The sequence below is a fragment of the uncultured Hymenobacter sp. genome, assembly GCF_964243305.1.
In the GTDB taxonomy this organism is placed as follows: Bacteria; Bacteroidota; Bacteroidia; order Cytophagales; family Hymenobacteraceae; genus Hymenobacter.
Genome location: NZ_CAXTEF010000017.1, coordinates 1 through 25,792, shown reverse-complemented (window position 1 = coordinate 25,792; position 25,792 = coordinate 1). Strand labels below are relative to the sequence as shown.

At 62.4% G+C, this 25,792-nt stretch carries 20 protein-coding genes; 12 read left to right on the top strand and 8 right to left on the bottom strand.

Going from position 1 to position 25,792, the window contains the following annotated elements:
• Positions 1–136 precede the first annotated feature (136 nt).
• Both ACFE70_RS11405 and ACFE70_RS11400 read left to right on the top strand, forming a co-directional pair.
• Positions 137–1,384: a BamA/TamA family outer membrane protein gene (locus ACFE70_RS11405; RefSeq protein ID WP_375417870.1), complete on the top strand. Its 1,248-nt coding sequence runs from the start codon at positions 137–139 to the stop codon at positions 1,382–1,384.
• A gap of 388 nt (positions 1,385–1,772) precedes the next feature.
• Positions 1,773–2,996, top strand: coding sequence for a glycosyltransferase (locus tag ACFE70_RS11400; RefSeq protein ID WP_375417869.1), 1,224 nt, complete (start codon positions 1,773–1,775; stop codon positions 2,994–2,996).
• A 112-nt stretch (positions 2,997–3,108) separates the two neighbouring features.
• Here the strand turns inward: ACFE70_RS11400 and ACFE70_RS11395 are convergent, their stop codons facing one another.
• The 3 genes from ACFE70_RS11395 to ACFE70_RS11385 all read right to left on the bottom strand — a co-directional run bounded on the left by ACFE70_RS11395 (position 3,109) and on the right by ACFE70_RS11385 (position 6,054).
• Positions 3,109–3,726, bottom strand: a complete 618-nt coding sequence (locus tag ACFE70_RS11395) for a class I SAM-dependent DNA methyltransferase (protein WP_375417868.1) — start codon at positions 3,724–3,726, stop codon at positions 3,109–3,111.
• Between the two features lie 37 nt (positions 3,727–3,763).
• Complete coding sequence (locus tag ACFE70_RS11390) at positions 3,764–4,531, bottom strand: PIG-L deacetylase family protein (protein WP_375417867.1); 768 nt, start codon at positions 4,529–4,531, stop codon at positions 3,764–3,766.
• A 212-nt stretch (positions 4,532–4,743) separates the two neighbouring features.
• Positions 4,744–6,054 carry an acyl-CoA dehydrogenase family protein gene (locus ACFE70_RS11385; RefSeq protein ID WP_375417866.1) on the bottom strand — a complete coding sequence of 437 codons (1,311 nt, stop codon included), beginning with the start codon at positions 6,052–6,054 and terminating at the stop codon, positions 4,744–4,746.
• Positions 6,055–6,274: 220 nt separating this feature from the next.
• Here ACFE70_RS11385 and purH point away from each other — a divergent pair, with 220 nt between their 5' ends.
• From purH to ACFE70_RS11360, 5 genes are all read left to right on the top strand, one after another.
• A complete protein-coding gene (gene purH, locus ACFE70_RS11380; protein ID WP_375417865.1) occupies positions 6,275–7,846 on the top strand; it encodes a bifunctional phosphoribosylaminoimidazolecarboxamide formyltransferase/IMP cyclohydrolase in 1,572 nt (523 codons plus the stop codon).
• Between the two features lie 12 nt (positions 7,847–7,858).
• The gene (locus ACFE70_RS11375) at positions 7,859–8,551 is read left to right on the top strand and encodes an aspartate/glutamate racemase family protein (RefSeq protein WP_375417864.1); all 693 of its coding nucleotides are present in this window, start codon (positions 7,859–7,861) and stop codon (positions 8,549–8,551) included.
• A 145-nt stretch (positions 8,552–8,696) separates the two neighbouring features.
• Entirely contained in the window at positions 8,697–9,722 is a 1,026-nt protein-coding gene (locus ACFE70_RS11370; protein WP_375417863.1) for a rod shape-determining protein, read from the top strand.
• A gap of 119 nt (positions 9,723–9,841) precedes the next feature.
• Positions 9,842–10,837 (top strand): rod shape-determining protein MreC, encoded by a 996-nt coding sequence (gene mreC / locus ACFE70_RS11365; RefSeq protein WP_375417862.1) that lies wholly within the window; start codon positions 9,842–9,844, stop codon positions 10,835–10,837.
• Positions 10,834–11,352: a hypothetical protein gene (locus tag ACFE70_RS11360; RefSeq protein ID WP_375417861.1), complete on the top strand. Its 519-nt coding sequence runs from the start codon at positions 10,834–10,836 to the stop codon at positions 11,350–11,352. Before mreC ends, ACFE70_RS11360 begins: the two co-directional genes overlap by 4 nt.
• A 130-nt stretch (positions 11,353–11,482) precedes the next feature.
• Here the strand turns inward: ACFE70_RS11360 and ACFE70_RS11355 are convergent, their stop codons facing one another.
• Positions 11,483–13,840 (bottom strand): right-handed parallel beta-helix repeat-containing protein, encoded by a 2,358-nt coding sequence (locus ACFE70_RS11355; RefSeq protein ID WP_375417860.1) that lies wholly within the window; start codon positions 13,838–13,840, stop codon positions 11,483–11,485.
• Between the two features lie 280 nt (positions 13,841–14,120).
• Here ACFE70_RS11355 and mrdA point away from each other — a divergent pair, with 280 nt between their 5' ends.
• Entirely contained in the window at positions 14,121–15,956 is a 1,836-nt protein-coding gene (gene mrdA / locus ACFE70_RS11350) for a penicillin-binding protein 2 (RefSeq protein ID WP_375417859.1), read from the top strand.
• A gap of 128 nt (positions 15,957–16,084) precedes the next feature.
• On the opposite strand, the gene ACFE70_RS11345 is transcribed toward mrdA, so the two are convergent.
• Both ACFE70_RS11345 and ACFE70_RS11340 read right to left on the bottom strand, forming a co-directional pair.
• The gene (locus tag ACFE70_RS11345; RefSeq protein ID WP_375417858.1) at positions 16,085–18,478 is read right to left on the bottom strand and encodes a M1 family metallopeptidase; all 2,394 of its coding nucleotides are present in this window, start codon (positions 18,476–18,478) and stop codon (positions 16,085–16,087) included.
• Positions 18,479–18,559: 81 nt separating this feature from the next.
• A complete protein-coding gene (locus tag ACFE70_RS11340) occupies positions 18,560–19,171 on the bottom strand; it encodes a HupE/UreJ family protein (protein WP_375417857.1) in 612 nt (203 codons plus the stop codon).
• 182 nt (positions 19,172–19,353) lie between these two features.
• Here ACFE70_RS11340 and ACFE70_RS11335 point away from each other — a divergent pair, with 182 nt between their 5' ends.
• From ACFE70_RS11335 to ACFE70_RS11320, 4 genes are all read left to right on the top strand, one after another.
• Positions 19,354–19,857: a hypothetical protein gene (locus ACFE70_RS11335; RefSeq protein WP_375417856.1), complete on the top strand. Its 504-nt coding sequence runs from the start codon at positions 19,354–19,356 to the stop codon at positions 19,855–19,857.
• A gap of 279 nt (positions 19,858–20,136) precedes the next feature.
• Positions 20,137–22,560, top strand: coding sequence for a glycoside hydrolase family 2 TIM barrel-domain containing protein (locus ACFE70_RS11330; protein WP_375417855.1), 2,424 nt, complete (start codon positions 20,137–20,139; stop codon positions 22,558–22,560).
• A gap of 320 nt (positions 22,561–22,880) precedes the next feature.
• On the top strand, positions 22,881–23,855 hold the full coding sequence (locus ACFE70_RS11325; protein ID WP_375417854.1) for a hypothetical protein: 975 nt from the start codon (positions 22,881–22,883) through the stop codon (positions 23,853–23,855).
• 423 nt (positions 23,856–24,278) lie between these two features.
• Positions 24,279–24,455, top strand: a complete 177-nt coding sequence (locus ACFE70_RS11320; RefSeq protein WP_375417853.1) for a hypothetical protein — start codon at positions 24,279–24,281, stop codon at positions 24,453–24,455.
• Between the two features lie 551 nt (positions 24,456–25,006).
• Here ACFE70_RS11320 and ACFE70_RS11315 read toward each other — a convergent pair.
• Together ACFE70_RS11315 and ACFE70_RS11310 are read right to left on the bottom strand one after the other, a co-directional pair.
• A complete protein-coding gene (locus ACFE70_RS11315) occupies positions 25,007–25,369 on the bottom strand; it encodes a DUF86 domain-containing protein (RefSeq protein ID WP_375417852.1) in 363 nt (120 codons plus the stop codon).
• Positions 25,347–25,664: a nucleotidyltransferase family protein gene (locus tag ACFE70_RS11310; RefSeq protein ID WP_375417851.1), complete on the bottom strand. Its 318-nt coding sequence runs from the start codon at positions 25,662–25,664 to the stop codon at positions 25,347–25,349. The genes ACFE70_RS11315 and ACFE70_RS11310 overlap by 23 nt, the downstream gene beginning before the upstream one ends.
• Positions 25,665–25,792: the final 128 nt, after the last annotated feature.

Genomic DNA, 25,792 nt, shown 5'->3' with positions numbered 1-25,792 from the left:
CGGCCAGCAGGAGGGGGGTAGGGAAGCCCAAGCAACTGTTTTTTGCACTATTTAAAGTGTTTCGCGGCGCGAAACGGCTCCTAACCAAAACAGGAGCTAATCCGTTGTGAATTAACACTTGCTTTCTACCCCCTCCATGCGCCTCCCTTTCCTCATTGCTGCTGCGTGCGGCTTGTCGCTGCCAACGCTGGCTCAAATTGCCCGGCCTCCCAAACCTGCCATCCCGGTTTCGGCCCCTACCTCCCCCACCATCCTTGCGGTAGCACCTCCGGCCGCGCCTGGTTCCGGCCTGCGCGGCCTGGCCGCCGACGAGCCTAATAAGAAAAACCTGACCATCCTGCCCATCCCGGTTATCTTTTACCAGGATGAAACCGGCCTCGGCTACGGCCTGGGTGGACTGGTGAGCGGGCGCCTCGGGGCCGACACCGCCACGCGGCCCTCCAACGCTCGCGTCCAATACTGGCAGACCGAGAAGAAACAGTCGTTGATTCAGCTCGTGCACACGGTGTTCACGCCGGGCGAGGCGTTTTACCTTAACGGCGAAATCAGCCTTTACGACACGCGCCTGTTCTACTACGGTAAGGGCAACGATACGCCTGATGACAACGAATCACTGCTGGGCTACAAGCTCTTCATTATCAATCAGCGGGTACAGAAGCAAGTGGCGCCCAAGGTCTTCGCCGGCCTGCTCTACCGCTTCACCAATGTCTACGACTTCGACTTCAACCGGCAGGCCGAGAATGGCACCACCAACAGCTTCCTCACCGACCCGCGCGTAAGCATCCGGGAGCGTCAGGCCCACCGCACCTCCGGCCTGGGCCCGGCCCTGACCCTGGACACCCGCGATAATGCCTCCACCACTTTCCGCGGCAATTACGTCGACGGCACCGTGCTCTTTGCCGGCGGCGGTTTGGGCTCCGATTTTAAGTTCACCCGCTACCAGCTCGACGCCCGCCACTTCCAGCCGCTAGGCTCCGCTGGGCGCAGCGTGCTGGCCGTGCAGTATGTCGGGCAATTCCACACCGGCAAGGTGCCGTTTCGCGAGCAGGCCGGTATCGGCGCCAACATCGGCGGCACGCTTTACAACAACGCCAACCTGCTGCGCGGCATCTACGAGCAGCGCTACCGCGACCGGCAGATGATGATGGTGCAGGCCGAGTTGCGTCAGAAGCTGTTCTGGCGCCTCGATGGAGCCGTGTTCGGTGGCGTCGGGCAGGTAGCCGAAGCCCTTGACGGCTTCGCCTTCGACGGCGTGAAGGCGGCCGGCGGCGGCGGCATCCGCTTCAACTTCATTCGCCGCGACCGGATAAACCTGCGCCTGGACTACGCCGTGGGCACGGGGGGCTCGTCAGGTATCTATTTTGCCATCGGCGAAGCGTTCTAGGCGGTGTAGACAGTAACTAAAAGGGTTGTTGTCCACCCGCTCTAAGCTGAAAAGCTAATTTGCTTGTCAGCCGGGTACTATTCTAAAAGCCGCATTTCCGCTCGTCGGAATGCGGCTTTTCTTTTATTTTAAATCAACTTTACTAGTCAATCAGGCCTGGCCGGAAAGATAAATCGTTCTTGCATCTTATTGTCAAAGAAGCAGTTAATCTTCAGTGTCATTCGGCTCTGTCCGGCGCTTAGCAGAACTGGCTAATTTAACTTTTAAAATACGCCGCAATTGTTTGCGGAAATCTTTAAAAGATATTTTTCATAATTCACGGGATAAATCAATTTCAAGCTAATCTTTCTTCCAAACTCAGGCGTAGAGCGGCCTGATGGAACACGCTATGCCTTCCCGCTTCCACGCCGCCCACGAGGTGACAGCAGCGGCTCCGCTGACCACTGCGACCTTACTGCGCCGCCAGTTGCCGGCCCCGCGCGCCGGCTTGCAGGTCAGCGTTGTTATTCCGGCCAAGGATGAGGCTGAGAGCCTGCCGGCCACGCTGGCCGCTTTCGCCACCCAGGTTGATTTGCGTGGCCGCCCCCTGACGCCGGGCATCTTTGAAGTTATCGTGCTGGCCAACAACTGCGCCGACGACACGGCCGCCACTGTGCGGCGCGTGGCCCGGCAGTTTCCGCGCCTGGCCCTGCACGTGGCCGAGCTACGCCTACCCCCCGAGGAGGCGCACGTGGGCCAGGCCCGCCGCCTGCTCATGGACGAGGCCTGCTACCGGCTGCACCTGGCGGGCCGCCAAGCTAGTGGCGGCCTCATTGCCAGCACCGACGCGGATACCCGCGTGATTCCAACCTGGCTGGCGGCTAATCTGGCCGAAATTGAGGCCGGCGCCGATGCCGTGGGCGGCCGCATTCTCACCGATGCACCCCGGCTGGGCACCTGTCCCGTGCGCCGCACCCAGCTGCGCGACGCCACCTACCATCTGCTGCGTGCCCGCCTCGAGCGCTTGCTCGACCCCAACCCCGCCGACCCCTGGCCCTGCCACCATCAGCACTTCGGCGCCAGCCTAGCCATCACGGTACACGCCTATCAGCTCGTGGGCGGACTGCCCGCGGTGCAGTGCATGGAAGATGAGGCGCTGTGGCAGGCCTTGCGGCGCCACGACTTGCGCCTGCGCCACTCACCTGCCGTGCAGGTGCTGACCTCGGCCCGGCAGTGTGGCCGCGTCGAGGTGGGGCTTTCGTGGCAGCTGCGGCAGTGGGCTCACCTGAGCGAAGAGCAGCGCGAGCCCACCGTGGAGTGGCCGGCCGAGCTGGCAGCGCTCTGGCAGACGCGCCAGCAGTTGCGCGCCTGGTGGCTCGGCGGCGCCTACCCTCCTGATTTCGACGGCATCATTGAACTGATGGCCATTTCACCCGACGCGCTGCGTCAGCAGCTGCGGCAGGCCAGGACTTTCGGTGAATGCTGGGACCGGCTGATGATTTACCGCACCGGGCAAATTGGCATTATCGCCCCAGTGCCCTTGTCGCTGGCGCTGGTCGAGCTGCGCACCCTTATTGCCGAGCACGAGCGGTATGCGCAGCTGGGGCAGACTGCGCCAATGCGCGTAGTGTAAGCCAGCTTATGGGCGCCTGAGCTGCGCGGAGGCCTGGGCTGTCCGGCCAGGGCTTGGGCCAAGTAGGAGGGGGTAGGGATTCTGCGGCTCCCGTGGAGCTGGGCTGCCTGCGTCAGCTGTGCTGGTGAGCGGGTTTCTTTTCGAGCAAATCTAACCGGTATCGCTCCTGGCGCTGGCCGGCCAGGTGGCGCAGCGGCCCGCCCGGCGCGGCTTGTTGCAGAAAGGTTTCGTGCACGTCGTCGCCGGTGAGGGGGTAGTCGTGCACGGGCGGCGTCCAGTGCACGAGCAGCAGCTGGCCGCCGGGGTTGAGGCTGGTCACGAGGCGGCCCACGGCCTTCGCTAAATCAGCCGCTGACCAGTAATAACCGACTTCAGAAAGCAAAATCAAATCAAACGACTGCGCTGGGTACTCGTCCGGCACGCGCAGCAATTGAAACTCCACCTGCGGCAAATTGGCGCAGCGCAGCCGGGCTTTGGCCAGCGGCGCCTCCGTCACATCGACGGCCAGCAGGTGGCCGCAGCGCGGGGCCAGCTGCGCCGTGAGCACGCCCAAGGAGCAGCCAATCTCGAACGCCTCCGCGTAAGCAGGTAGGGGTAGGGCGGCCAGCGTGGCAGCGTATTTCTCGCGCTCGTAGGGGCTGCTCTCGAAGCCCCAGGGGTCTTCATTGGCCCGGTAGACGTCGTCGAAATACGTGGGTGGCAGGGTGCGAGGCTGGTTGGGGTTGACCACGGTAAGATGCGGAATTAATAAAACAGCTTATACGGTCTCACCCAGCATTGGTGGGCGCGGCCGGCTCCAAAAACACCTCATACGGCCCGGCAAAGTGGGCCAACATCTCGGCCGAAAGCAGAAAGCCCGCCGGGTCATCGGTGAATACGCCGGGCGCGATTTGCGAGCGGTGCGCGGCAATGGCCCGCTGCTTCTGGGCCAGCACCGGCCCGATGTGAAGCCGAAAGCCGGTCACGGCGTCGGCGGGCCGGGGCAGGTCGGCGGGGGCGGCGCGCTGCCAGGCCCAAACCACGTACTCCAGCCGGCGGGGGGGGGTAGGGAGGCCGGCCAGCGCCGTATCGACTAACTGGCTCGTGGCGCGGTGGTCGGGGTGCGAGTCGCGGCGCCAGGGCACCAGAATGGTGGCCGGCGGCTGCTCACGCAATAAGTCACGCAGCTTTTCAACGGCGGCTTCCACTGCCGGGCCGGTGCCGGGCACCTGGCTGTCGGGCAAGCCCAACGTCAGAAGATTCTCGTCTTCCACCCCCAGAATACTCAGCGCCAGCCGCAGCTCGGTTTCGCGCACGGCGCGGCGGGCGGCGGGCGGAAATGCGCGTGAGGCTGGGTGCGACATCGTGCCATCGCTCACCAGCACGGCCCGCACGGCATGGCCGGCCCGGCGCAGCAGGGCCAGCAGCCCGCCGCAGCCCAGGGCCTCATCATCGGGATGCGGAATGACGACCACCGTGGAGCCCAGGCTGGCCGCGAACCGGGCCGGGCGGCGGGGGTAGGCAGCGAAAGGGGTTTCAGGAGTAGGCTTGCTCATGCGGCGCCGCGTTTCAAAGCTGATGTTGAAGGACAGTTAGTTATCAGTTAGGAGTCAAACTGGCGGTCATGCTGAGCTTGCCGAAGCATCTCTACCGCTGACTAACCCAATCGTTGTCTACCGTGGATTACTTCCCCACGCGAGATGCTTCGGCAAGCTCAGCATGACCGCCAGTTTGACTCCTAACTGATAAGTATTCACTCTTAATCTCATCAAGCCTGCGCATTCCACAGCAGGTGTGCGGGCTGGTCGTGGCTGAGCACGTAGCGGCCGGCGTCGGCCTGGGCGCCGTCGGGGGCGGGCTGGCGCAGGTAGTGGGTCAGGTCGCGGTGCAGGCGCTCGAAGGGCAGGGGCTGGAGCAGGCCGCGGGCGCCCACGCTGCGCTCGGCCAGCTGCAACGTGCGCAGGCACACATCTTCGATGGCCGTGCGCACCAGGTTGGCGTAGGCCACGGTGGGCTCGGGCTGGCTCAGGGCGGTGGGGCGGGCGGCGTGCTCGGCGGCGGCGCGCAGCCACTGGCCGCCGCTCTCGATGAGCAGGGCCATTTCGCCCAGGCGCTGGCGCTGATAGGGGTCGTCGGTGCGGTCCAGGCTGCGCAAAAAGCTACGGGTTTCGTTGAATACGGCTTCGGCGCCGCCCAGCTGCACGGCCGCAAACCGGATGGCGCCGCCACTGAACCAAGGCTGGCGGTAGTAGTCGTTGGGCTGCCCAATCAGGTCGGAGGCGTCGATTTCCAGCCCCGTCAAATCAGCTTTAAAGCTGGCCGTGGCGCGCATTCCGAGCGGGCGCCAGAACGAGCGGTCGAGCGTCGGCGGCTGCGCGTCGGCGGGCAGCACAAACAGCTGCCAGCTTTTCTTGTCGGGCAGCATCCCGGTGATCAAAGGCCGGGTGAGGTGGCCGGCGCCGGAGGCAAACGTCTTGGCGCCGCGCAGGCGGTATCGGCCGCCGGGCAGCGGCTCCAGCTTCACGCCGTCGGCCGGGTTCTCGGTGTTCCAAACCCCAAACAGGTGGCCGGCACGGGCATCGGCCGCGTAGGCGACGCGCTGCGCGGGCTGCCCGAACAGCTGCACCAGCAGCAGGGCATTGAGGTGGCCTTCGAGCACGCGGCCCACGGCCAGGTTGCCGCGCCCGATGTGGCGCAGCAGCTGCAAGAGCGGCGCCGTGGCGGCGGGCGCGTGCAGGCCGGCCCCGCCCAGCGCGGCCGGTAGCGTGGCCGTGAGCAGGCCAGCCTCGCGCAGCCAACTGAACTCCTGGGTCGGAAATGCCCCCACCACGTCGGTCTGCGCGGCCTGGGCGGCCAGGTGCGGAGTCAGCTTCTCGGCGGTGGCCACGGCAGCCTCCGGAGTAGAAACCCGGCCGGTGGGCCTCGCTGGCGGCGGGGGGGGTAGGGCGGGCGTGAGCGGGGCCGCGACTACGGGCGCCGCAACTGGGTTTTCAGGGAAAGTCAGCGTCAGGTGAGGGGCCGCGGGCGCGGCGATGGCAACAAAATCGGGCAGGGCACGGGCCAGGGAGCTAGTATTCATTAAAATACTATACAACGAAGACAACCCATGAGTTTGCCGGCGGCGCCCGCGCCGGCTGAATGAGCCGCCTGATGAGCCGGATGGCACTTCAGCCAGCCAAGAGGGGGTAGGGAAGGCTAGGCGCCGAATGTTTAAGGAAAGCCCGGTTCCTGTGCCCGCAGCCCGGATGAGCCCCCTACCTTTGCCCCCTTATTCCGTCCACTTCATTCTGGTTTTAACCATGTCGTCCCGCCCCGTTCGCGCCGCGCTGCTCTCCGTCTACCACAAAGACCGCCTCGCGCCGCTGGTGCGGGTGCTGCAAGCCCAGGGCGTGCAGCTCTACAGCACGGGCGGCACCCAGCAGTTTCTGCGGGAAATGGGCGCCGATGTGACGGCCGTCGAAGAGCTGACGGGCTTCCCGGAGGTGTTTGGTGGGCGCGTCAAGACGCTGCACCCCAAGGTGTTCGGTGGCATCCTGCACCGCCGCCACGAAGCCGCCGACCTGGCCGAAGCTGAGCGCCACGGCATTCCGCCCATTGATTTGGTGGTGGTGGACTTGTACCCGTTTGAGGAAACCGTGGCCAGCGGTGCCCCGGAAGCCGAGGTGATTGAAAAAATCGACATCGGCGGTATTGCCTTGCTGCGCGCGGCGGCCAAGAATTACCGCGACGTGCTCGTGGTCAGCTCCCGCGACCAGTACGAGGCCGTCACCGAGCTGCTCACCCAAAAAGCCGGCGCCACTGATTTGGAGGACCGCCGCCACTACGCCGCCGCGGCTTTCGCCACCACCAGCCACTACGACACGGAGATTTTCAAATACGTCAGCCAAGGGGTTGGGCGGGAAGGGGGGGGTAGGGAATCAAGTGGGCAGCAGGTTGGACCAGCGCCCGGCACCCAGCCCGCCGCCCCCGTCACTCCACTGCGCTACGGCGAAAACCCGCACCAAAGCGGTTCGTTTCACGGCGACCTGAGCGCGCTCTTCGACCAGCTCCACGGCAAGCAGCTTAGCTACAACAACCTGGTGGATGTGGACGCGGCCGTGATGCTGATGGCCGAGTTTGCGGACGGGCCGCCAGCCTGCGCCATTCTCAAGCACACCAACGCTTGCGGCGTGGCTCAGGCCGCTACGCTGGCCGAGGCCTACGCCAATGCGCTGGCCTGTGACCCGGTGTCGGCTTTTGGGGGCGTTATCATCGTCAATCAGCCGGTGGACGCGGCCACGGCCGAGGAGCTGAACAAGCTGTTTTTCGAGGTGCTCATTGCGCCGGACTTCGCCGAGGACGCGCTGCCAGTGCTGCAAAGCAAGAAAAACCGCATCCTGCTGCGCCAGAAGCCAGTCGAGTTTCCGGCCCGGCAAATAAAAACCCTGCTTAACGGCTTCATCGAGCAGGACGCCGACCGGCAAACTGAAACGGCCGCCGACTTTCGCGTCGTCACGCAGTCGGCGCCGACGCCCGAGGAAACCGAGGCGCTGGTTTTTGCCGGCAAAATCTGCAAGCACACTAAAAGCAATACTATTGTGCTGGCGCGGGCCGGTCAGCTGCTGGCCTCGGGCGTCGGGCAGACTTCGCGGGTCGATGCGCTGCGCCAGGCCATCGAGAAGGCCCGCAGCTTCGGCTTTGATTTGCGGGGGGCGGTGATGGCCTCCGACGCCTTTTTTCCTTTTCCCGACTGCGTAGAAATTGCCGCCGAGGCCGGCATCCGGGCGGTGGTGCAGCCCGGCGGCTCCATCAAGGATGCCGACAGCATCGCCGCCTGCGACGCCCGTGGCCTGGCGATGGTGCTGACGGGCGTACGGCATTTCAAGCACTAACCTTTGCTGCCCATGAAAACGATTGGTCTGATTGGCGGGATGAGTTGGGAATCCACTGCCGAATACTATCGCCTCATCAACCAGTTGGTGCGGCAAACGCTGGGCGGGCAGCACTCGGCCAGAATTCTGCTTTACAGCGTGGACTTTCACGAAATAGAGCAGTGGCAGCAGGCCGGGCAATGGGATGCGGCGGCCGACGAAATGGTGCGTTGCGCGCAGCGTCTGGAGCGGGGAGGCGCTGACCTGCTCGTGCTTTGCACCAACACCATGCACAAGCTGGCGCCAGCCATTGAGCAGAGCGTGCGTTTGCCCTTCCTGCACATAGCCGACGCCACTGCGACCCAGATTCGGGACGCGGGCGTGCGCAAGGTTGGATTGCTGGGCACCCGCTACACGATAGAGCAGGACTTTTACCGGGGCCGGCTGCGCGACCAAGGGCTGACCGTGGTGGTACCCGACGAGGCCGACCGCGCCCTCGTCAATCAGGTAATTTACGACGAGCTATGCCAAGGCGTGATTAGGAGCGCTTCCCGCGCGGAATACCGCCGCATCATGCACGGCCTCGTGGAGCAGGGAGTTGAAGGCATCATCCTGGGCTGCACCGAAATTACGTTGCTGGTGAAGCCCGAGGACGCCGCCGTGCCGCTCTTCGATACCACTCAAATTCATGCGCAGCGGGCCGTAGCCGCAGCATTGCAGCCGTAACTGAGCGCAGCAAGCAGGCACGGGGCCCGCGCCCTACCGGGTTCGGCCCCGCGCCAAAATAGGCCGAAGTACTGCGCACTACTGGCGTACCTTTGTCCTCCCGTAGCAACCGCTACTGTTAGCTTTCTATCTCATTATCACCCGCATGGGCTTCTTCAATTTTCTCACCAGCGACATTGCCATCGACCTCGGCACGGCCAATACGCTGATTATCCACAACGATAAAATCGTAGTCGATGAGCCCAGCATCATTGCCAAAGACCGCACCACCAACAAGGTCATCGCCGTAGGCCGCCAGGCCCAGCAGATGCACGAGAAGACCCACGACAACATCCGCACCATTCGGCCCCTGAAAGACGGCGTGATTGCCGACTTCCACGCCGCCGAGGAGATGATTAAGGGTATGATTAAGATGATTGACACGCGCAACCGGCTGTTTCAGCCCTCGCACCGCATGGTCATCTGCATCCCGTCGGGCATCACCGAAGTCGAGAAGCGTGCCGTGCGCGACTCGGCCGAGCACGCCGGGGCCAAGGAAGTCTGGATGATTCAGGAGCCGATGGCCGCCGCCATTGGCATCGGTATCGATGTGGAGCAGCCGGTGGGCTCAATGATAATCGACATCGGCGGCGGTACCACCGAAATCGCGGTTATTGCCCTTTCGGGCATTGTGTGCGACCAAAGCATCAAAACGGCCGGCGACGTGTTCAACCAGGACATTCTGGATTATATGCGCCGGCAGCACAACCTGCTCATCGGCGAGCGCTCGGCCGAGCGCATCAAGATTGAAGTCGGCGCCGCGCTGACGGAGCTGGACGTGGTGCCGCCCGACCACGAGGTGCGGGGCCGCGACTTGATGACGGGCATCCCGAAGGTGATTCGGGTCACGTTCTCCGAAATCGCCATTGCTCTGGATAAGTCGGTGGCCAAAATCGAGGAGGCTGTGCTTAAAGCACTGGAAATCAGCCCGCCGGAGCTGTCGGCCGATATTTATGAAAACGGCATTCACCTTACCGGCGGCGGCGCCCTGCTGCGCGGCCTCGATAAGCGCCTGGCCGCCAAAACCAAGCTCCCCATCCACATCGCCGAAGACCCCTTGCGAGCCGTGGTGCGCGGCACGGGCAAGGCGATTAAGGACATTCAGGCGTTCAAGGGAGTTTTGCTAACTTAAAATGTGGTCATGCTGAGCCTGCGAAGCATCTTATCACCTGAGAACAAGCACTAATCATTAATTACTGCGTCGTTCGGCGGCGAGAAGATGCTTCGCAGGCTCAGCATGACAGATAGGCCATGAGAAACCTGTTCGCCTTTCTGTTCCACTTTCGGGGCGCGCTGGTGTTTGGGTTGCTGGAGGTGCTGAGTATTGGCTTGCTGGTCACTAACAGCTCGTATCAGCGGGCGGCGTTTTTCAATTCGGCCAATGCCTACGCCGGGGCGGTACTGGCCCGGCGCACGCAGGTAGCCGACTACTTCCGGCTGGCGGCCCTCAACCAGCAACTGCTGCGCGAGAATGCCGCCCTGCGCCAGCAGCTCTACCCGCCCGACCTGAGCGGCCGCGCGGCCGACTCGCTGCCCGTAGGCCGCGACACGCTCGGCCGCGTCGTGTTCCGCCGGAACAGGGGGGTAGGGAAGTTGGCGGACAGCACCGGGGCAGTCCGCGCCCGCACCATCCCTACCCACCCCGATTCGCTCTGGCTCGGCGGGCAGCTGCTGCCCGCCCGCGACGCCGAGTTTCCGCTGATTCCGGCGCGGGTTATCAGCCAGTCGCTGCGGCAGGTAGATAACTACCTGACCCTGAATGTGGGCACTGCGGATGGCGTGCGCCCCGGCCTGGGCGTGCTGGCCGGCGCCGGCGTGGTGGGACGAGTGAAGGCCGCGACCGAGCACTTCGCCACCGTCACCTCGCTCTTGCACTCCAAAAGCGCCGTTTCGGCCAAGCTGCAACGCGACGGCACCTTCGGCACGGTGCGCTGGCCCGGCGACGACCCCACCCACGTGCTGCTGGACTATATTCCGCGCCAGAACCGGCTCGTGCTCGGCGACTCGGTGGTTACGTCGGGCTACAATGCCATCTATCCGGCCGGCGTTTTCATCGGCCAAGTGGACTACTTCGTGAAAGAGCCGGACAAGAACTTCTGGACCGTGCGGGTGCGGCTGGCCGCCGACTTCACCAACCTGACCTACGTGTACGTGGTCACGCCGCGGCGGCAGGCCGAGCGCGACACGGTGGAGGCGCGGGCCGGCGTGCGCCCCGTGGCTGCCAGGGAGGAGGTGCGCCGCCCATGAGGCAGCTGCTGATTCAGTTGGTACGCTACGCCGTGTACGTGCTGGTGCACGTGCTGCTGGTAAGCCGGCTCGTGCTGTTTGAGCGCGGCTGGTGCTTTCTGTATTTGGGGTTTCTATTGTTTTTGCCCTTGGCCACGCCCATCGTGGTGCAGCTGCTGCTGGGCTTTGGCCTGGGCCTGACAATGGACATCTTCTACGATACCGGTGGGCTGCACGCGGCGGCGGCCGTGCTGCTGGCGTTTCTGCGGCCCTGGGTCTTGCGCCTGCTCACGCCCCGCGACGGCTACGACGCCCAGGACTCGGTGAACGTGCACCAGATGGGCTGGCAGTGGTTCGGGGTGTATCTGGGGTTGCTGGTGCTGGTGCACCACGGGGCGTTTTTCGTGCTGGAGCTAGGCAGCTTCCGCTACTTCGGCCTCACGCTGGCCAAGGTGGCCTTGAGCTGGGTGTTTACCTCGCTGGCCTTGCTGATTGTGCAGCTGCTGTTCTTTCCTGTGCGCCGGGGCAGGGGGTAGGGAAAGGGCAGCAATGCTCTTTCCAAACTCATATTGGCTATGTAGATGGGGGTAGGAATGCGCTGCTTCGCCCCACTCTCAGCTCCCTATCCTTCAAAGCGCCTCTTTTCCCTATTGTGGTGTGACACTGCTAGGGCTGACCGACAGCGACGCGCTGAATAAGTACCTGCTGGTCCGTAACCAGTCGCAGCACGTAGAGGCCCTGGCGCAGGCCCTGGCCCTGAAGGGTAAGGCGCTGTACGGTGCCGGCCGCACTATGGCCGCTGAAAAGCTGGCGCACGAGCTGCCCGCGCACGTCGTAGAGGCTCAGCGTAGCTGGTCCGGTTGCGCCAAGGTGGAACTGCACCGAAGCCTGCCGGCTGAACGGGTTGGGATAAGCACTCAGGCTGGTAGCAGCGTCCGCCTGGGGGGTGGTGGCCGTGATGACCGCGGGCCGGGTAGGCTCGATGAGGGGCGAGAGATGAGTGCCGGCAATGGGTTCCTCACGCCTGCCATCGGGCAGGCGCCAAGTCACGGATACGTAGCCTGGTCCCCAGCTTTGCTTGTGCAGGGCCTCGATATAGTAGCGCTTACCTGCCACCAGATTGACAGCGGCCGACTGCTGGCTGGCGTAGCGCGTGTAGTCGTGGGGCCCGGAGGTCCAGCCGGTGGAGGAAGCCAAGCGTACCTTGTTGGTGGGCAACTCATCGGTGCTCAGCCACAACTCTGCCTCGTCGTCGCCCGCAATGGAAAAGATGTAGGCGCCGCTCTGCGGTGGGCAGACGTAGCCGCGCAAGCGGGCGCCGTAGTTGAAGTCGGTGCTCGTCACAGCTTCAAACTGCGGGAGCGGGCCGCTGCTGCTCGGGGCCAGCGTGAGCGGAAGGCTGCTGACGCTGCTGCCCGAGATGTTGTTCCACTGCTCGCGCAGCAGGCCGCCCGTGCCGGTGCAGGTGCTGGGGGTAGGCAGCGGGCCAAGGTCAACCACTTCCTGGACACCGATGTCGAAGCCTTGGCCGGCCGCAATAGCATTGCCGTAAAAGTCACGGCGGCCGGGGTCGAAGCCGAATAGGGTCCGAAGGTCCAGGCCCTTGTCGACAATCGCCGAGTTGGCAGATACCAAAAAGGCGGTGAGAGTAGTCAGCCTGGTAGGGTCCGTAAGCTTCTCGTAGTTGGTGGGGTCGCGTAGCTGCGGGTCGGCGTTGAGGCCTACGAGGCTGCCGTTACGCTTTTCCTGGTCCGTGGCCGCTGCCCAGGCCGCTAGGCTTTCATACCCGCCTATATTAAAGCCGCCATCGATAAACCAGTAGTTATTCGCCTGATAAGTAAGGCCACTCGTAGTGGCTACCAGGCTGTGCGAGCTTATGCCGATGAATACGTTGTTGCGAAAGTTGAAGTTGTTGACTCCATCCCGGCTGTACTGTGCCACAGCCGGGTGAGCATCACTGTAGAATATATTATTATATACCTCGCAATTGTTGGTTGCGCCGCCGCCGACGGCTCCCACTATGAGACCAGGACCAGCATTATTAATGCTAATGTTGTAGCGGATTACATTGTTCGACCAGGAGGTGGCGGCATCATGCTGCCAGGTCACAAAGCCATAGCATTTATTCTCGTAAGCGTAGTTGTACTGCATTACCGAGTTGGTGACGCCGCTGTCAAAGTCGAATCCTCCACCGTCATACTTCGGGCTTTGATTGTTATGCGAGATGCAGTGCTGAATGATTACCTGGTCGGCCTCGTAGCACCAGATGCCCACGGGGCCATTATCATTCACTTGTTGCATATCGTAGCCGTTGTAGGCGGCTTCGCAGTACTCAATCGTGGCTTCGCGGCCCGAGAACAGAATGCCATTGCCGCTGTGATTGGTAGTGACGGTTGGGTCGCCGGGGTTGTTGATCGCCCGACAGTAGCCAATATAGACATTGGTCGAGGCCAGGCCCGCAATGCCCGCAAAACCGTTGTCATGCGCGTAGACGTTGGTCAGGCGCACATTGGTGCAGTTGTGGAACTCGACGCCCGCGCGCTGAAAGCCGCTGGCTTCTACTTGGTCTATCGTGATGCTAGTCGCATCGGTTATGAGAATGCCCTGGCCGCCCTGATTGCCGGTTTTGCGGCCCAGTCCCACGAAGTTTAGCGCGCTGATTTGGACGCCCGTCGCGCCGGTGAGCAATAAGCCTTTGCCGGCCCCACCGTCAATGGTCGCCCGGCCCGTGCCGTAAGAGCTGATAACAAGCGGGGCGCTGGCTACGCCGCCGTCGGCCGCTGTCAGCCAGATAGTGCCAGCGAATCTCTGGCCACCCTCAAACAGGAGTCGGTCACCGCTGAGAAAAGTAGACTCGTTGGCTTTGTTGATGCTACGCCATGCGCTGCCTGCTGTTGTGCCAGCATTATCGTTATTGCCGGTGCTGGAAACGTAGTAGTCGGTAGCCCTGACCGGCAACGCCAAGCCGACTAGCAGCAAAGCAAGAATTCTGGTTAGATGCTTGAGAGACAGAGAGAAAATCATGAGAGAAGTAATTCGAGAGGCAAAACGAAGCTGAGAAGGAACCACCAGCCGCCTCAATGCGAAGGGCAGCAGCTAATAATTAGTAATTCTGACTATACAATATTACTTTGCGCAAAATGATAATCAAAATAAATCATTAAATATTTAAGTATTTTTTATCCTTGTCGCTCGCTCGAAAAAGCCTGGCTACTTGGAGATACGTTGTCGCGTGATGGATTAGTTTGAACGCAGTTGGTCCGCCGCTGCCACCCGCCCCGGCCGCGCCGTACCTTTGCGCGTTATGCAGTATCTGGAAGGCCGCAAATACGTTATCCAGGCCATCTTTCTGTCCGTCGGGCTGCTGTTTCTGGGGCGCTTGTTCTACATGCAGGTGCTCGATGGCACCTACAAGCTGGCCGCCGACCGCAACACCTTGCAGCGCTTGGTGCAGGTGCCGTACCGGGGGCAGATGTATGACCGCAAGAGCCAGTTACTGGTGGAGAATACGCCGGTCTATGACCTCATGGTGGTACCCCGCGAAGTGAAGCAGCTCGATTCGGCCCGCCTCTGCGCGCTGCTCCAAATGCCCATCGCGGAGCTGCGCGCCAGTCTGCGCGCCGCCAAAAAGTACTCGCGCAACAAACCCTCGCCCCTGCTGCAAAACCTGAGCACGCCCGAGCTGGCCGCCATCGAGGACAACCTGATTGACTTTCCCGGCTTCCACCCGCAGGTGCGCATGGCGCGGTCGTATCGCACTGAGAATCTAGCCCACGCGCTCGGCTACGTGGGCGCTATTACGCCGGCGCTGCTCGAAAACCCGAAATACGCCAAGTACCAGCCGGGCGAAAACGTGGGTATCGCGGGCCTGGAGTCGTTTTACGAGAAAACCCTGATGGGCCGCCGCGGCGTGCAGTTCCGCATGGTGAACGTGCGCGGCATCGAGAAGGGCCGCTTCCGCAACGGCGAATTCGATACGCTCTCGGTGGCCGGGCAGGACCTGCACCTGAGCATCGACTCCGACTTGCAGGCCTACGGCGAGAAGCTCATGGCCGGGCGCCGCGGCTGGATAGTGGCCCTGGACCCCAAAACCGGCGAAATCTTATGTTTCGTCTCGGCCCCGCACTTTGCGCCGGCCATGCTCACGGGCAAGGGCATGGGCAACCGCTACATGAGCTTACTGCAAAACCCGGATTTGCCGCTTTTTAACCGCCCGCTGATGGCCACGTTTCCGCCCGGCTCGGTTTTTAAGCTGGTCAATGAACTGGTGGCCATGCAGATGGGTGTCGTGACGCCCCAGACCGGCTTTCCCTGCAACCAGCGGCTCGTGCGCTGCACCCACCGCCACGAATACCCCAAAAATGTGGATATCGCCATCAAGCAGAGCTGCAACCCCTACTTCTACCAGGTGATGCGCGCCACGGTGGTGCGCGGGCAGTCCAGCAACCGCTTCGAGGATGCGCGCCTGGGCCTGGGGCAGTGGCAGAAAATGGTGAAGTCGTTCGGCCTCGGCGAAAAGCTGGGCGTAGACCTGGGCCACGAAAAGCGGGGCCTGATTCCCTCCCCCGACTTCTACGACAAGCTGCTCAAGGGCCGGCGCTGGAACTTCAAAACCGTGTACTCGCTCAGCATCGGGCAGGGCGAAATCGGCATCACCGGCCTGCAAATGGCCAATCTGATGGCTACCATCGCCAACCACGGCTACTTCTACACGCCCCATTTCGTGAAGGGCATCGGCAACGGCGGCCCGCGACCCGAGTTTCAGCAGCGGCGCTACACGGCCGTCGATACCAGCCTCTTCAAGTACATCATTCCGGGGATGCAGCAGGTGGTGGACGGCCGCGGTGGCACCGCCGAGTTTGCCTCGCTCGCGCAGTACGGCATCTCGGTGGCCGGCAAAACCGGCACCGTGCAGAACGCCCACGGCGAAGACCACTCCACGTTTGCCGCCTTCGCCCCCGCCAACGACCCCAAGATTGCCATCGCCGTGTTCATCGAGAACGGCGGCTTTGGTGGCACCGCTGCCGCCCCCGCCGCCGGCCTGATGATGGAAAAATACCTGCGCGGTCGGGTCATGAAATACCGCAAGCGCTGGGAGGATTGGGTGATGTACGGCGACTTCACCAAGCGCCGGCACTAGGCCGCCAATCAGGCTGGGGCAAGGTTAACAAGCGGAGAGGGGGTAGGGAATTGCGCGAAGCTCTAACTGAGCGCCGCGCAATTTCCTACCCCCTCTCCTGGCGCTGGCGTCAAAGCCAGCCAGCTGTCCTATCGATTCCCCGCCGGGCTCACTGGCTTCTGCTCTTTCTGCTGGAGCGGGCTTGGGGCCGGTGTCTGCTGGGCCTGCGTCTGCGACTCGCGCAGCGGGTTGGTGCCGGCCGCCTGCTGCTGCTGAAACAACTCGAAGCGCGAGGCCACCGGCTGGCGCGGGAAGGAGTTGTTGCTCAGGTCCGTGTCGGCGGTTTGCAAGTAAGGGTCGAGCTGGAAGGCCACCACCTGCTTGGGCGTGGTGATAATCTTGGTGACCTGCTCGTTGTTCTTGCGCCAGATTTCGGCCGGGATATTTACCACTTCCTGCGTGCCGTCGTCGTAAGTCATCTGAATAATGACCGGCATCACTAGGCCGCCCACGTTGCGCAGGCTTATCTCATAAAAATTCAGGTTGTCGCTTAATTTCTGCTGCTGCGAGGGCGTCAGCGTTTTCAAATAAGCGAAATACTTCTGCTTATCGGTTTCGCTCACCGCCAATGGGTCGTAGTTGTTGTAAAAATCCTTCAGCTCCGGCTTGACATCCACCACGGTCTGCTTGATATCTTCCAGATTGCGCAATTGCGTAATGGTTTTTGGTGCGGTTTCTTTTTCCTGGCGCAAAAGCTTGTTTTCCACCCCCGGATTCTTGGTATTAACGCCGTAGTATTTCACGTTGTCAATACTCAAATCGGTGCGGTCGATGGTGTAGAACCAGCCGCGCCAGAACCAGTCCAAATCCACGGCCGAGGCGTCTTCCATCGTGCGGAAAAAGTCGGCCGGCTCAGGGTGCTTGTAGGCCCAGCGCTGGGCGTAGGTTTTGAAGGCAAAGTCGAATAACTCCCGGCCCATCACCGTCTCGCGCAGCACATTGAGGGCCGTGGCGGGCTTGCCGTAGGCATTGTTGCCGAATTGCAGCACTGATTCCGAATTCATCATAATCGGCGTTTGCAGGCTCTTATCAGTGCTCATGTAGGCCACGATGTTCTTGGGCTCGCCGCGCCGCGAGGGGTAGTCGCGCTGCCACTCCTGCTCGGTCAGAAACTGCACGAACGAGTTTAGGCCCTCGTCCATCCACGTCCACTGCCGCTCGTCCGAGTTAATTATCATCGGAAAGAAGTTGTGGCCCACTTCGTGGATAATAACCGATATCATTCCGTATTTCCGGTCGGCCGAATACGTGCCGTCTTTCTCGGGCCGGCCGCCATTAAAGCAAATCATCGGGTATTCCATGCCGCCCACCGGGCCGTGCACCGAAATAGCGACCGGATATGCATACGGAATGGTGTATTTGGAATAGGTTTTAATGGTGTGCGCCACTACTTCGGTCGAATATTTTCCCCACAGCGGATTGCCTTCCTTGGGGTAATATGACATGCACAGCACCGGCTTGCCGGCCTGCGTAATCTGCATCGCATCCCAGATGAATTTGCGCGAGCTGCACCAGGCAAAGTCGCGCACGTTTTTGGCGGCGTAGGTCCAGGTTTTGGTGCCGGTGGCGCGGCTGCTCTCGTTGCGCACGGCTTCGTCCTGCGAGACAATCAGCACCGGCTTTTTGGCCGTTTTGGCCTGTTGAAGGCGCTTTTGCTGGGCGCTGCTGAGCACCTGCGCCGCGTTCTGCAAGGTGCCCGTAGCGCCCACCACGTGGTCGGCCGGCGCGGTGATGCTGACGCGGTAATCGCCAAACGGCAGGGTGAATTCGCCGTTGCCCAGAAACTGCTTGTGCTGCCAGCCCTGATTATCGGAATAGACGGCCATGCGCGGATAAAACTGCGCTATCTCGTAGAGATAATTCTTGTCTTCGGGGAAGAACTCGTAACCGCTACGCTCACTGATGCGCAACTGGTCGTTGATATTATAATGCCAGCTAATATTCAGTACGGTGGCTTGCCTGGGCCGCAGGGGGGTAGGCAAATCAACCCGCATCATGGTGTGATTAATCACGTAGGGCAGTTTTTTGCCGCCCGCGCCGGTCACACTTTCTATTTTAAAGCCCCCGTCGAAATCCTGGCGCGCGATATTATCGAGGCCCTGAAACGAGAGGCGGTTATTTTGAATGGCGGCTACTTCCGTGGCCGTGGTGATGGAGTTTTTATCCAGAATGTTCTGGTCGAGCTGCACCCACACGTAGGGCAGCACGTCGGGCGAAAGGTTGGTGTAGGTGATGGTTTCGGAGCCGGTAACGGCTTGCTTCGTGTCGTCGAGGCGCACCTTGATGTTGTAGTCGGCGCGCTGCTGCCAGTACTGCGGGCCGGGCGCGCCGCTGGCGGTGCGGTAGGTGTTGGGCGTAGGCAGCAGGTGGTCGAGCTGCGCGAACTTGTCGGTGCCCGAATTGGTGGTTTGGGCGCGCAGCCCGGCGGGCAGCAGCGCCAGCAGCAGGCTGGCCAGGGGCAGCAGGGGGTAGGGAAAGCGCATCGGACAAAGGAAAATTAAAACGAAAGCCGTAGGACGGCGAAGATAAGCACCGGGCTCGTAAGCCCGGTTAAATTCTGGCACTCAGGCCGTAATTAATTGCATTAGCAGCAGCAGGGCGATGCCCAGCGCCGCGCCGGAGCAGGTCAGCACCCAGTCGCGGTGGGCCACGCCCAGCCCGCGCAGTAGCCCCAGCGCCAGAGCCAGAATCAAGCCCACTACCAGCAATTGCCCCAGCTCAACGCCTACATTAAAGGCCAGCAGCTCCACCACCGGCCGGCGCCCGGCGCCCAGCAGCGCCCGCAGGTAGTTAGCGAAGCCCAGTCCGTGAACCAGCCCGAACGCGGCGGCCAGCGCATACGCTGCCCCCGGCCATTCCCTACCCCCCCCTTGGCCGCCAAGGTGCCGGGCCCAGGGCTTGCCGGCGCGGGCAAGGTTGAACAGAGCCGTCAGCATCACCGTGACGGGAATCAGGGCCTCAATCAGAGCCGCAGGGAAACTCAGTTGCCCGAGCGTGGCCAGCGCCAGCGTGAGCGAGTGCCCCACCGTGAAGCTCGTCGCCAGGGCGCCCACCCGGCGCCAGTCGGCCAGGACGTAGGGCGCGCACAAAGCCAGCAGAAACGCCAGATGGTCCGTGGCCCGCCAGCTCATGATGTGGTGAAAACCCAGCAGGAAGTAGGTTTGGAAAACAGACATGGGGCAAGGATAGGAAAATAAATGTTGGTTTATAGGATATCAGAAAGCTGCCGCCGCTTTTTTGGAAATGCTATCTGGAGCATTTCAAGCCGTAAAACTCACTGTTTTGGGCGGCTGGCAAAGGATATTTGCCGGGCGCGGGCTCATTTGGTGGCCGAGGCATAAGGCCGGTACTTCGCCCCATGAAAAATATCTATACTTCACTCGTGTTCTGTTTGCTGTTTTGCCTGCTGCTGACCGGCACGGCCGCCGCCCAAACCCCAGCTGCCGCACCAGCGGTGGCGGCGCCCGTTTCTGCGCCTACCCCCCGCACGGCGGCCGACACCGTGCAGGCTATCCACCGCCTGTTTGCCAAGCGAGCCCGCGTGGGAGGCTTTATTGTGCTAGGAGCTATTGGGGCTGATTTAATAGCGGCCGGTATTTCGGCCGCCGCCGAAGGGTCGTCTTCCGGCAGCTCGGGCGGTGGCGGCTACGGCTGCATCGGCTGTTCGAGCGGCGGGCTTTTGCGCTTCAGCTTTGCCGACTACGTTCTGGTCTATGGGGTGCTTGCCGCCCCAATTATGGGGGTAGGGATTCAGCAGCTTGTTGCCTATGGCCCCCGGCGCGAAGCCCGGATTATTGCCGCCTATCAGGCGCACCACCAACTACCAGCCAAGGTTCGCCGCCGCTTAGTTAAGTATTTGTAGTATGTCTGGCCGGATTGAGTTTGATTCGGCAGGCAGATTCATCTGTAGCATTAGAAGCTGCTTCAAAAGCACCTAGGCTTAGCCTGCGAGCTACTGAGCAATTATCTTCAGCTCTTGGCTCACTAGCGGCCGGGCCCGAAGTAAGGCAGCTGCTTACCTTGGCCCGGCCTTCCCTACCCCCCTTCGGGGAAGCGAAGTGCTCAGGGGGCCGCTTGCTGCCCGGCGTTGCTTTCGCCGCGCCGCTTACCGGCCGGAATAAGCGTATTTAGTTGGCAAAACATGGAAAAACTGCTCGTCCTATTCGGCTTCCTGCTCTGCCTTACGGTGGTGCAGGCCCAACCGGCGCCGGGCGGCCCGGCCTTGTTCGATGCCGGCTGGCGCTTCTACCGCGGCGCGGCGCCGGGCGCCGAGCGGCCGGAGTTCGACGACGCGGCGTGGCGCCCCGTGGCGCTGCCCCACGACTGGAGCATCGAGGACCTGCCCGGCACTAGCTCCCCGTTCAGTCCCGGCGCCATCAGCCAGGTGAGCGGCGGCTTCACTACCGGCGGCACCGGCTGGTACCGCAAAACCTTTACGCTGCCCACCGGCCCGCCCGGCCAGCGCGTGCAGCTGCTCTTCGAGGGCGTGTACATGAACGCCGAGGTGTGGCTTAACGGCCAGCGGCTGGGCAGCCACCCCCACGGCTACACCAGCTTCTGGTACGACGTGACCGACAAGCTCAAAGCGGACGGAGCCGCCAATGTCGTGGCCGTGCAGGTCCGCAACGAAGGCCTGAACAGCCGCTGGTATTCCGGCTCCGGCATCTACCGGCACGTGTGGCTCAGCACGCGGGCGCCGGTGCACGTGGCGCCGTGGGGCACCTATCTCACTACGCCGGTGGTCACGGCCACCGCGGCGCAGGTCAGCGCCACTACCACGGTGCAGAACGAAACCGCCCAGGCCGCCGCGCTGACCTTGATGACCCGCCTCCTGAATTCGGGGGGTAGGGAAGTGGCCCGCACCGAGTCGAAGCAGACGCTGGGGGCGGGTGCGAAAGCTGATATCGTGCAGCGTCTCAGCGTAAGTGCTCCCGAACGCTGGTCGGTTGAGCGGCCCAGCCTGTACACGGCCGTGACAGAAGTGCGGCAGCACGGGCGCCTGCTCGACCGCGTGGCAACGCCCTTCGGCATCCGCACCATTTCGTTTGATGCCCAGCGCGGCTTTCAGCTGAATGGCCAGGTCCTGAAGCTCAAGGGCGGCTGCATTCACCACGATAATGGTCCGCTGGGCGCCCGGTCCTACGACCGCGCCGAGGAGCGCAAAATCGAATTGCTCAAAGCCAGCGGCTACAACGCCATTCGCTGCGCCCACAACCCGCCCGCGCCGGCCCTGCTCGCCGCCTGCGACCGGCTCGGAATGCTGGTCATCGACGAAGCGTTCGACATGTGGCGCGAGGCCAAAAACCCCTACGACTACCACCTTTACTTCGACCAGTGGTGGCAGCGCGATGTGGCCAGCATGGTGCGGCGCGACCGCAACCACCCCTGCGTCATCCTGTGGAGTATCGGCAACGAGATTCCCGAGCGCGGCAAGCCCGTCGGCGTGGCCACGGCCCGCGCCCTGGGCGACTATATCCGCCAGCTCGACCCTACCCGGCCCATCACCTCGGCCGTCAATGGGTTGAACCCCGACAAAGACCCGTACTTCGCCACGCTCGACGTAGCCGGCTACAACTACGCCGCCGGCGGCGACCACCACCAGGCGGCCATCTACGCCCAGGACCACGCCCGCCGGCCCCAGCGCGTGCTGTACGGCGCCGAGTCCTACCCGCTCGAAGCCTTCGGCAGCTGGATGGACGTCGTGGACCACCCCTACGTGCTCGGCGACTTCGTCTGGACGGCCATCGACTACCTCGGTGAGGCCAGCATCGGCTGGCGCGGCTACTGGCAGGACCCAAATTTCTATCCCTGGAACCTGGCCTTCTGCGGCGACTTCGACATCTGCGGCTGGAAGCGTCCCCAGTCGTATTACCGCGACGCGCTCTGGCTGCCCAACCAGGTGTCGGTGTTCGTCAAGCCGCCTACCCCCTCCTTCCCGCTCAACCCCGCCAAGCAGGAGTGGAGCAAGTGGGAATGGCACGACGTACTGGCCGACTGGACCTGGCCGGGCCAGGAAAACCAGTCCCTGGAAGTGCAGGTGTATTCCTCATGCGAGCGAGTGGAATTGCTGCTGAATGGCACTTCCCTAGGCAGCAGGCCCACCTCGCGCGCTACGAAGTACCAGGCCAGCTGGGCAGTGCCTTACCAGCCCGGCACGCTCCGGGCCGTGGGCTACAATGGCGCTAAACAAGCCGGTACCGCCGAGCTGCGCTCTGTCGCGGCTCCCACCCAGCTCCGGCTGACCCCTGACCGGAGCACCCTGCGAGCCGACGGCCAGGACCTGAGCTACGTCACCGTCGAGCTGCTCGATGGTCAGGGCATCCGCCATCCCAAGGCCACCAATCCCCTGCGCTTCGAGCTGAGCGGTCCGGGCACCATCGTCGGGGTCGGCAACGCTAATCCGCTGAGCACCGAAAGCTACCAGCGCCCCGCGCGCGACGCCTGGCAGGGTCGCTGCCTGGTCGTTATCAAGTCCGGCCAGGAAGTAGGCAAGATTATGCTTCGCGTGAGCGCCGAAGGCTTGCCGGCCTTGCCGGCCGCGGAGGTATCTATTGCGGCGCGCTAAGAAGGCGGTATTCGATAAGTGCGTATTCGCGGGTATAACCCCTACCCCCTCGGGCTAAGTTTGAAAAGCAAACGCTCGAATGAATGACGGTTGAAAGCGACGCTAATGGTCCAGGCTCGGAGCTTCAGACAATTTCGAGAGTTAAAACAGAGCTGTTGAGTGCCCGCCCGCAATTGGCTCAAGCGGGCCGGCGGAGCAGCGGCTTAAGCCGGCTATATTTGCTTTGTTTGAATAAAATTTCCTTACGCTCCTACGCGCCGTTGGCCTTTGCTCGGTTGCCAAGCCAGCGTCCTCAAACCATATTCACTCTAGTCACCAACGTGCTCCTTCCATTTCGCCTGCTGCTCTGCGCTTTCTCGCTGTTGCCAGCAATCATTACTACCGTCAACGCGCAAACACCACCCACTGCCATGCCCGCGCCAGCAGTGGCGGCCCCCACCACTCCCCGCCCGCTGACCCGCGCCGACACGGCCCGCGCCATCCACGAGTTGTTTCGGAGCCGGCGCGGAGGTGGGGCCGGCTGGCTGGCTCTGGGGGCTGCTGGCAACCTGGCCTCCATCTTGCCGGCCCAGCAAAGCACGAGCGCCGGGGTGTGGACGCCCGGCGTGGTAGCCGGCTCGGCCTTTCTGCTGATTGGGCTGAATAAGCGCATTCAGTTCCGCCCCGGCCGGGAGCGGTACGTACTCCGCGAGCTAGCGGCCACCGGCCACTTGCCGGCCAGCGTAGCGCGGCGCTTGCGGGGCAACTTTGCTCCTGTCCACGGCAGCCCTCTCGAAGAAAACCCGCTGCTGGCCAAGGAAATAATCTCCAGTGCCCCGGCTCCCGGCTCGCCGGCGGCTGCTTCCGCCCCCAGCGCCCCGGCAAGCGCCCCAGTTCCTACGCCAACTCAGCTGCTGGCCGACGCCCGCACCGACACGCTTGACGCCGTGCAGGGCCTGTTCATGAGCCGGCGGGGGGCGGGTGCCTGGCCCCTGGTCGGCGTGCTGCCCGTAGCTCGCATCCTGACCGGCGCCACGAACACTGACTTGCCCAACAATCCCGTCGCGCCGCAAACCACGTCCCCATCCAGCGGCTCCGTGGCCCTGGGCTTGGGCCTGATGGGCGCCGGCTTGGCGTACATGCTTATTCACAATGCCCCGTACACCAAGGCGCATTGCCAGGCGCTGAGCCTCGCCTACCGCAACGGCCAGCCCCTGCCGGCCGACCTGCGTCAGTCGCTCCGCCCCCGCCACTTCGAGCTAGGCCGCAAGTATCGTCAGCGCCTGGAACGCCGGGCGCTGCAGCGCGCCCGGTAGCGTGCTGCGGCCTTATGGCCCCCAGCCGGCGCGCCCAGCGGCTGGGGTGGAGGCGGTGAGGGTAGCGAAAGCTTTAGTAGGGCATCCTGAGTCTGGATAACCGAGTTGTTTGCGGAACACCGAATTTCGCGGCCTTCACCACTTAAGCCGCGGCCTGCGTTATCTTGCTGTCCGGCCTCGCATTGTACCTATGTCTCGCATCTTACCTTCAGAAGCAACGCTTGTTGCCCAGCAACTCACCAACCTCGCTAACATGGCCGAGCGCGTAGCGTCCCCGGAGTTCAAGCAGGGATTTCGTGAGTTTGTGCGGACTCGCGCTAAGGCCGCCAACTCGTCTTTGACGTACCGAGACGCACAAGGTCGTCTGGTGCAGGAGTGGCCGACTACCGGTCGCGTGGAAGTCTTAGCAGAATAGAGTCTGCAATGAGCGCTTCCGTACCCACGGTCTATGTGCTGGCTGGTCCCAACGGTGCGGACAAAACCTCACTCTATCAATACGAAGCGGTTAAAGTGCCGCGCTTGAATGGGGATAGCCTCTATCAGCAAGGCTTAGCCGTAACGGAAGTAGAGGCGGTGATGCGACAGCAATTGGAAGAATAGATACGTCAGCAGGCTTCATTTATAATTGAAACAAACGCGGCGAGCGAACGGGATTACAGCCTGTTCGCCGCACTGAAAAAAGCGGGGTACCGCCTTGAACTGCGCTATGTAGGCCTGGAATCAGTAGCGGTGTGTCAAAAGCGCGTGGCTCAGCGCGTCTTAGAAGGCGGCCACGATGTGCCAGCGGCCTTGATTCAGCAGCGGTATGCCAATGGATTGTCGCTCCTCAAGCAGCACTACCGGGTTTTTGACCGCATACAGCTTTATGACAATACCGGCACCGAGGCGCGCCAAGTAGCCGATTTTCTACCCGGTAGCCTGCCAACGTAAATTGGTTTGGTGCCCGATTGGGCCGCACCCGTGTTGGCGCATATCACCAGAATGGCAACCCTGTACCAGCGCATCAATAAGTAGCACAAGTTCTAACCCCACCCGGCGCGGTTCCTACCCCCTCGCCCCCGGCCAACGCCCCCAGCCGGCACGCCCCGCCGCCGTGGTTGGGGCGGTTCAGGGTAGTAGGAGTTTCTACGCATACGGCGTAACTACATTCCTTACTGCGACGAATTTCTCGGCAGTTCTTCCAGCATCCTCGCTATCGTTTCGCCCAGCGGGTCAATTTGCTCTTGCAGCACTATCCACACGAATTCAAAGTCGGTGTCGAAGTAGTGGTGCGTCAGCTTATCCCGCATTCGGGCGATGTTACGCCACTGAACCTGCGGGTAGGCCTCCCGCCACTCCGTCGGCAAGTTCTTGGTTGCCTCGCCGATAATCTCAATGCTTTTGACGATAGCACGACTCATCACTTCATCGGCTACCAACGCCACCATATCTGGCAGCCTGGTCCGGCACCGTTGCAGAAATAAAACTTCGTCGCGAATGTGCATCAGCCGCTCAAGCGGCAGCGGGGAAGACATATTCCGTCGTACTTAAAATATGAGGCCCGATGTACTTCGACAGCCCTGGCCTGGTCAGTACTTCCACTGGCCGGCCCAGCAAGTCTTCAAGAAAATCAACTACCTCAAAGAACCCGCGAAACGTCTTACGGCCCTCCGAGAAATCTACTAGTATATCCACGTCGCTGCTAGGCCCCGCTTCATCGCGCACGAACGAGCCAAATAGCCCCAACTGCGCTACGCCCAGCGCCCGTAGCTGCTCGCGCTGCGCCTGCAAGCGGGCAATAACTTCGGCTTTGGTTTGGACGGGTTGCATGTTATAGCTACGCGGTTAGGTCAGTGCAAGATACGTCCCCCGCCCGGCGCGGTCCCTACCCCCCCACCCCCAGCCGGCGCGCCCCGCCGCCGTGGTGGAGGCGGTTTAGGGTAGCATAGGTTACTTTA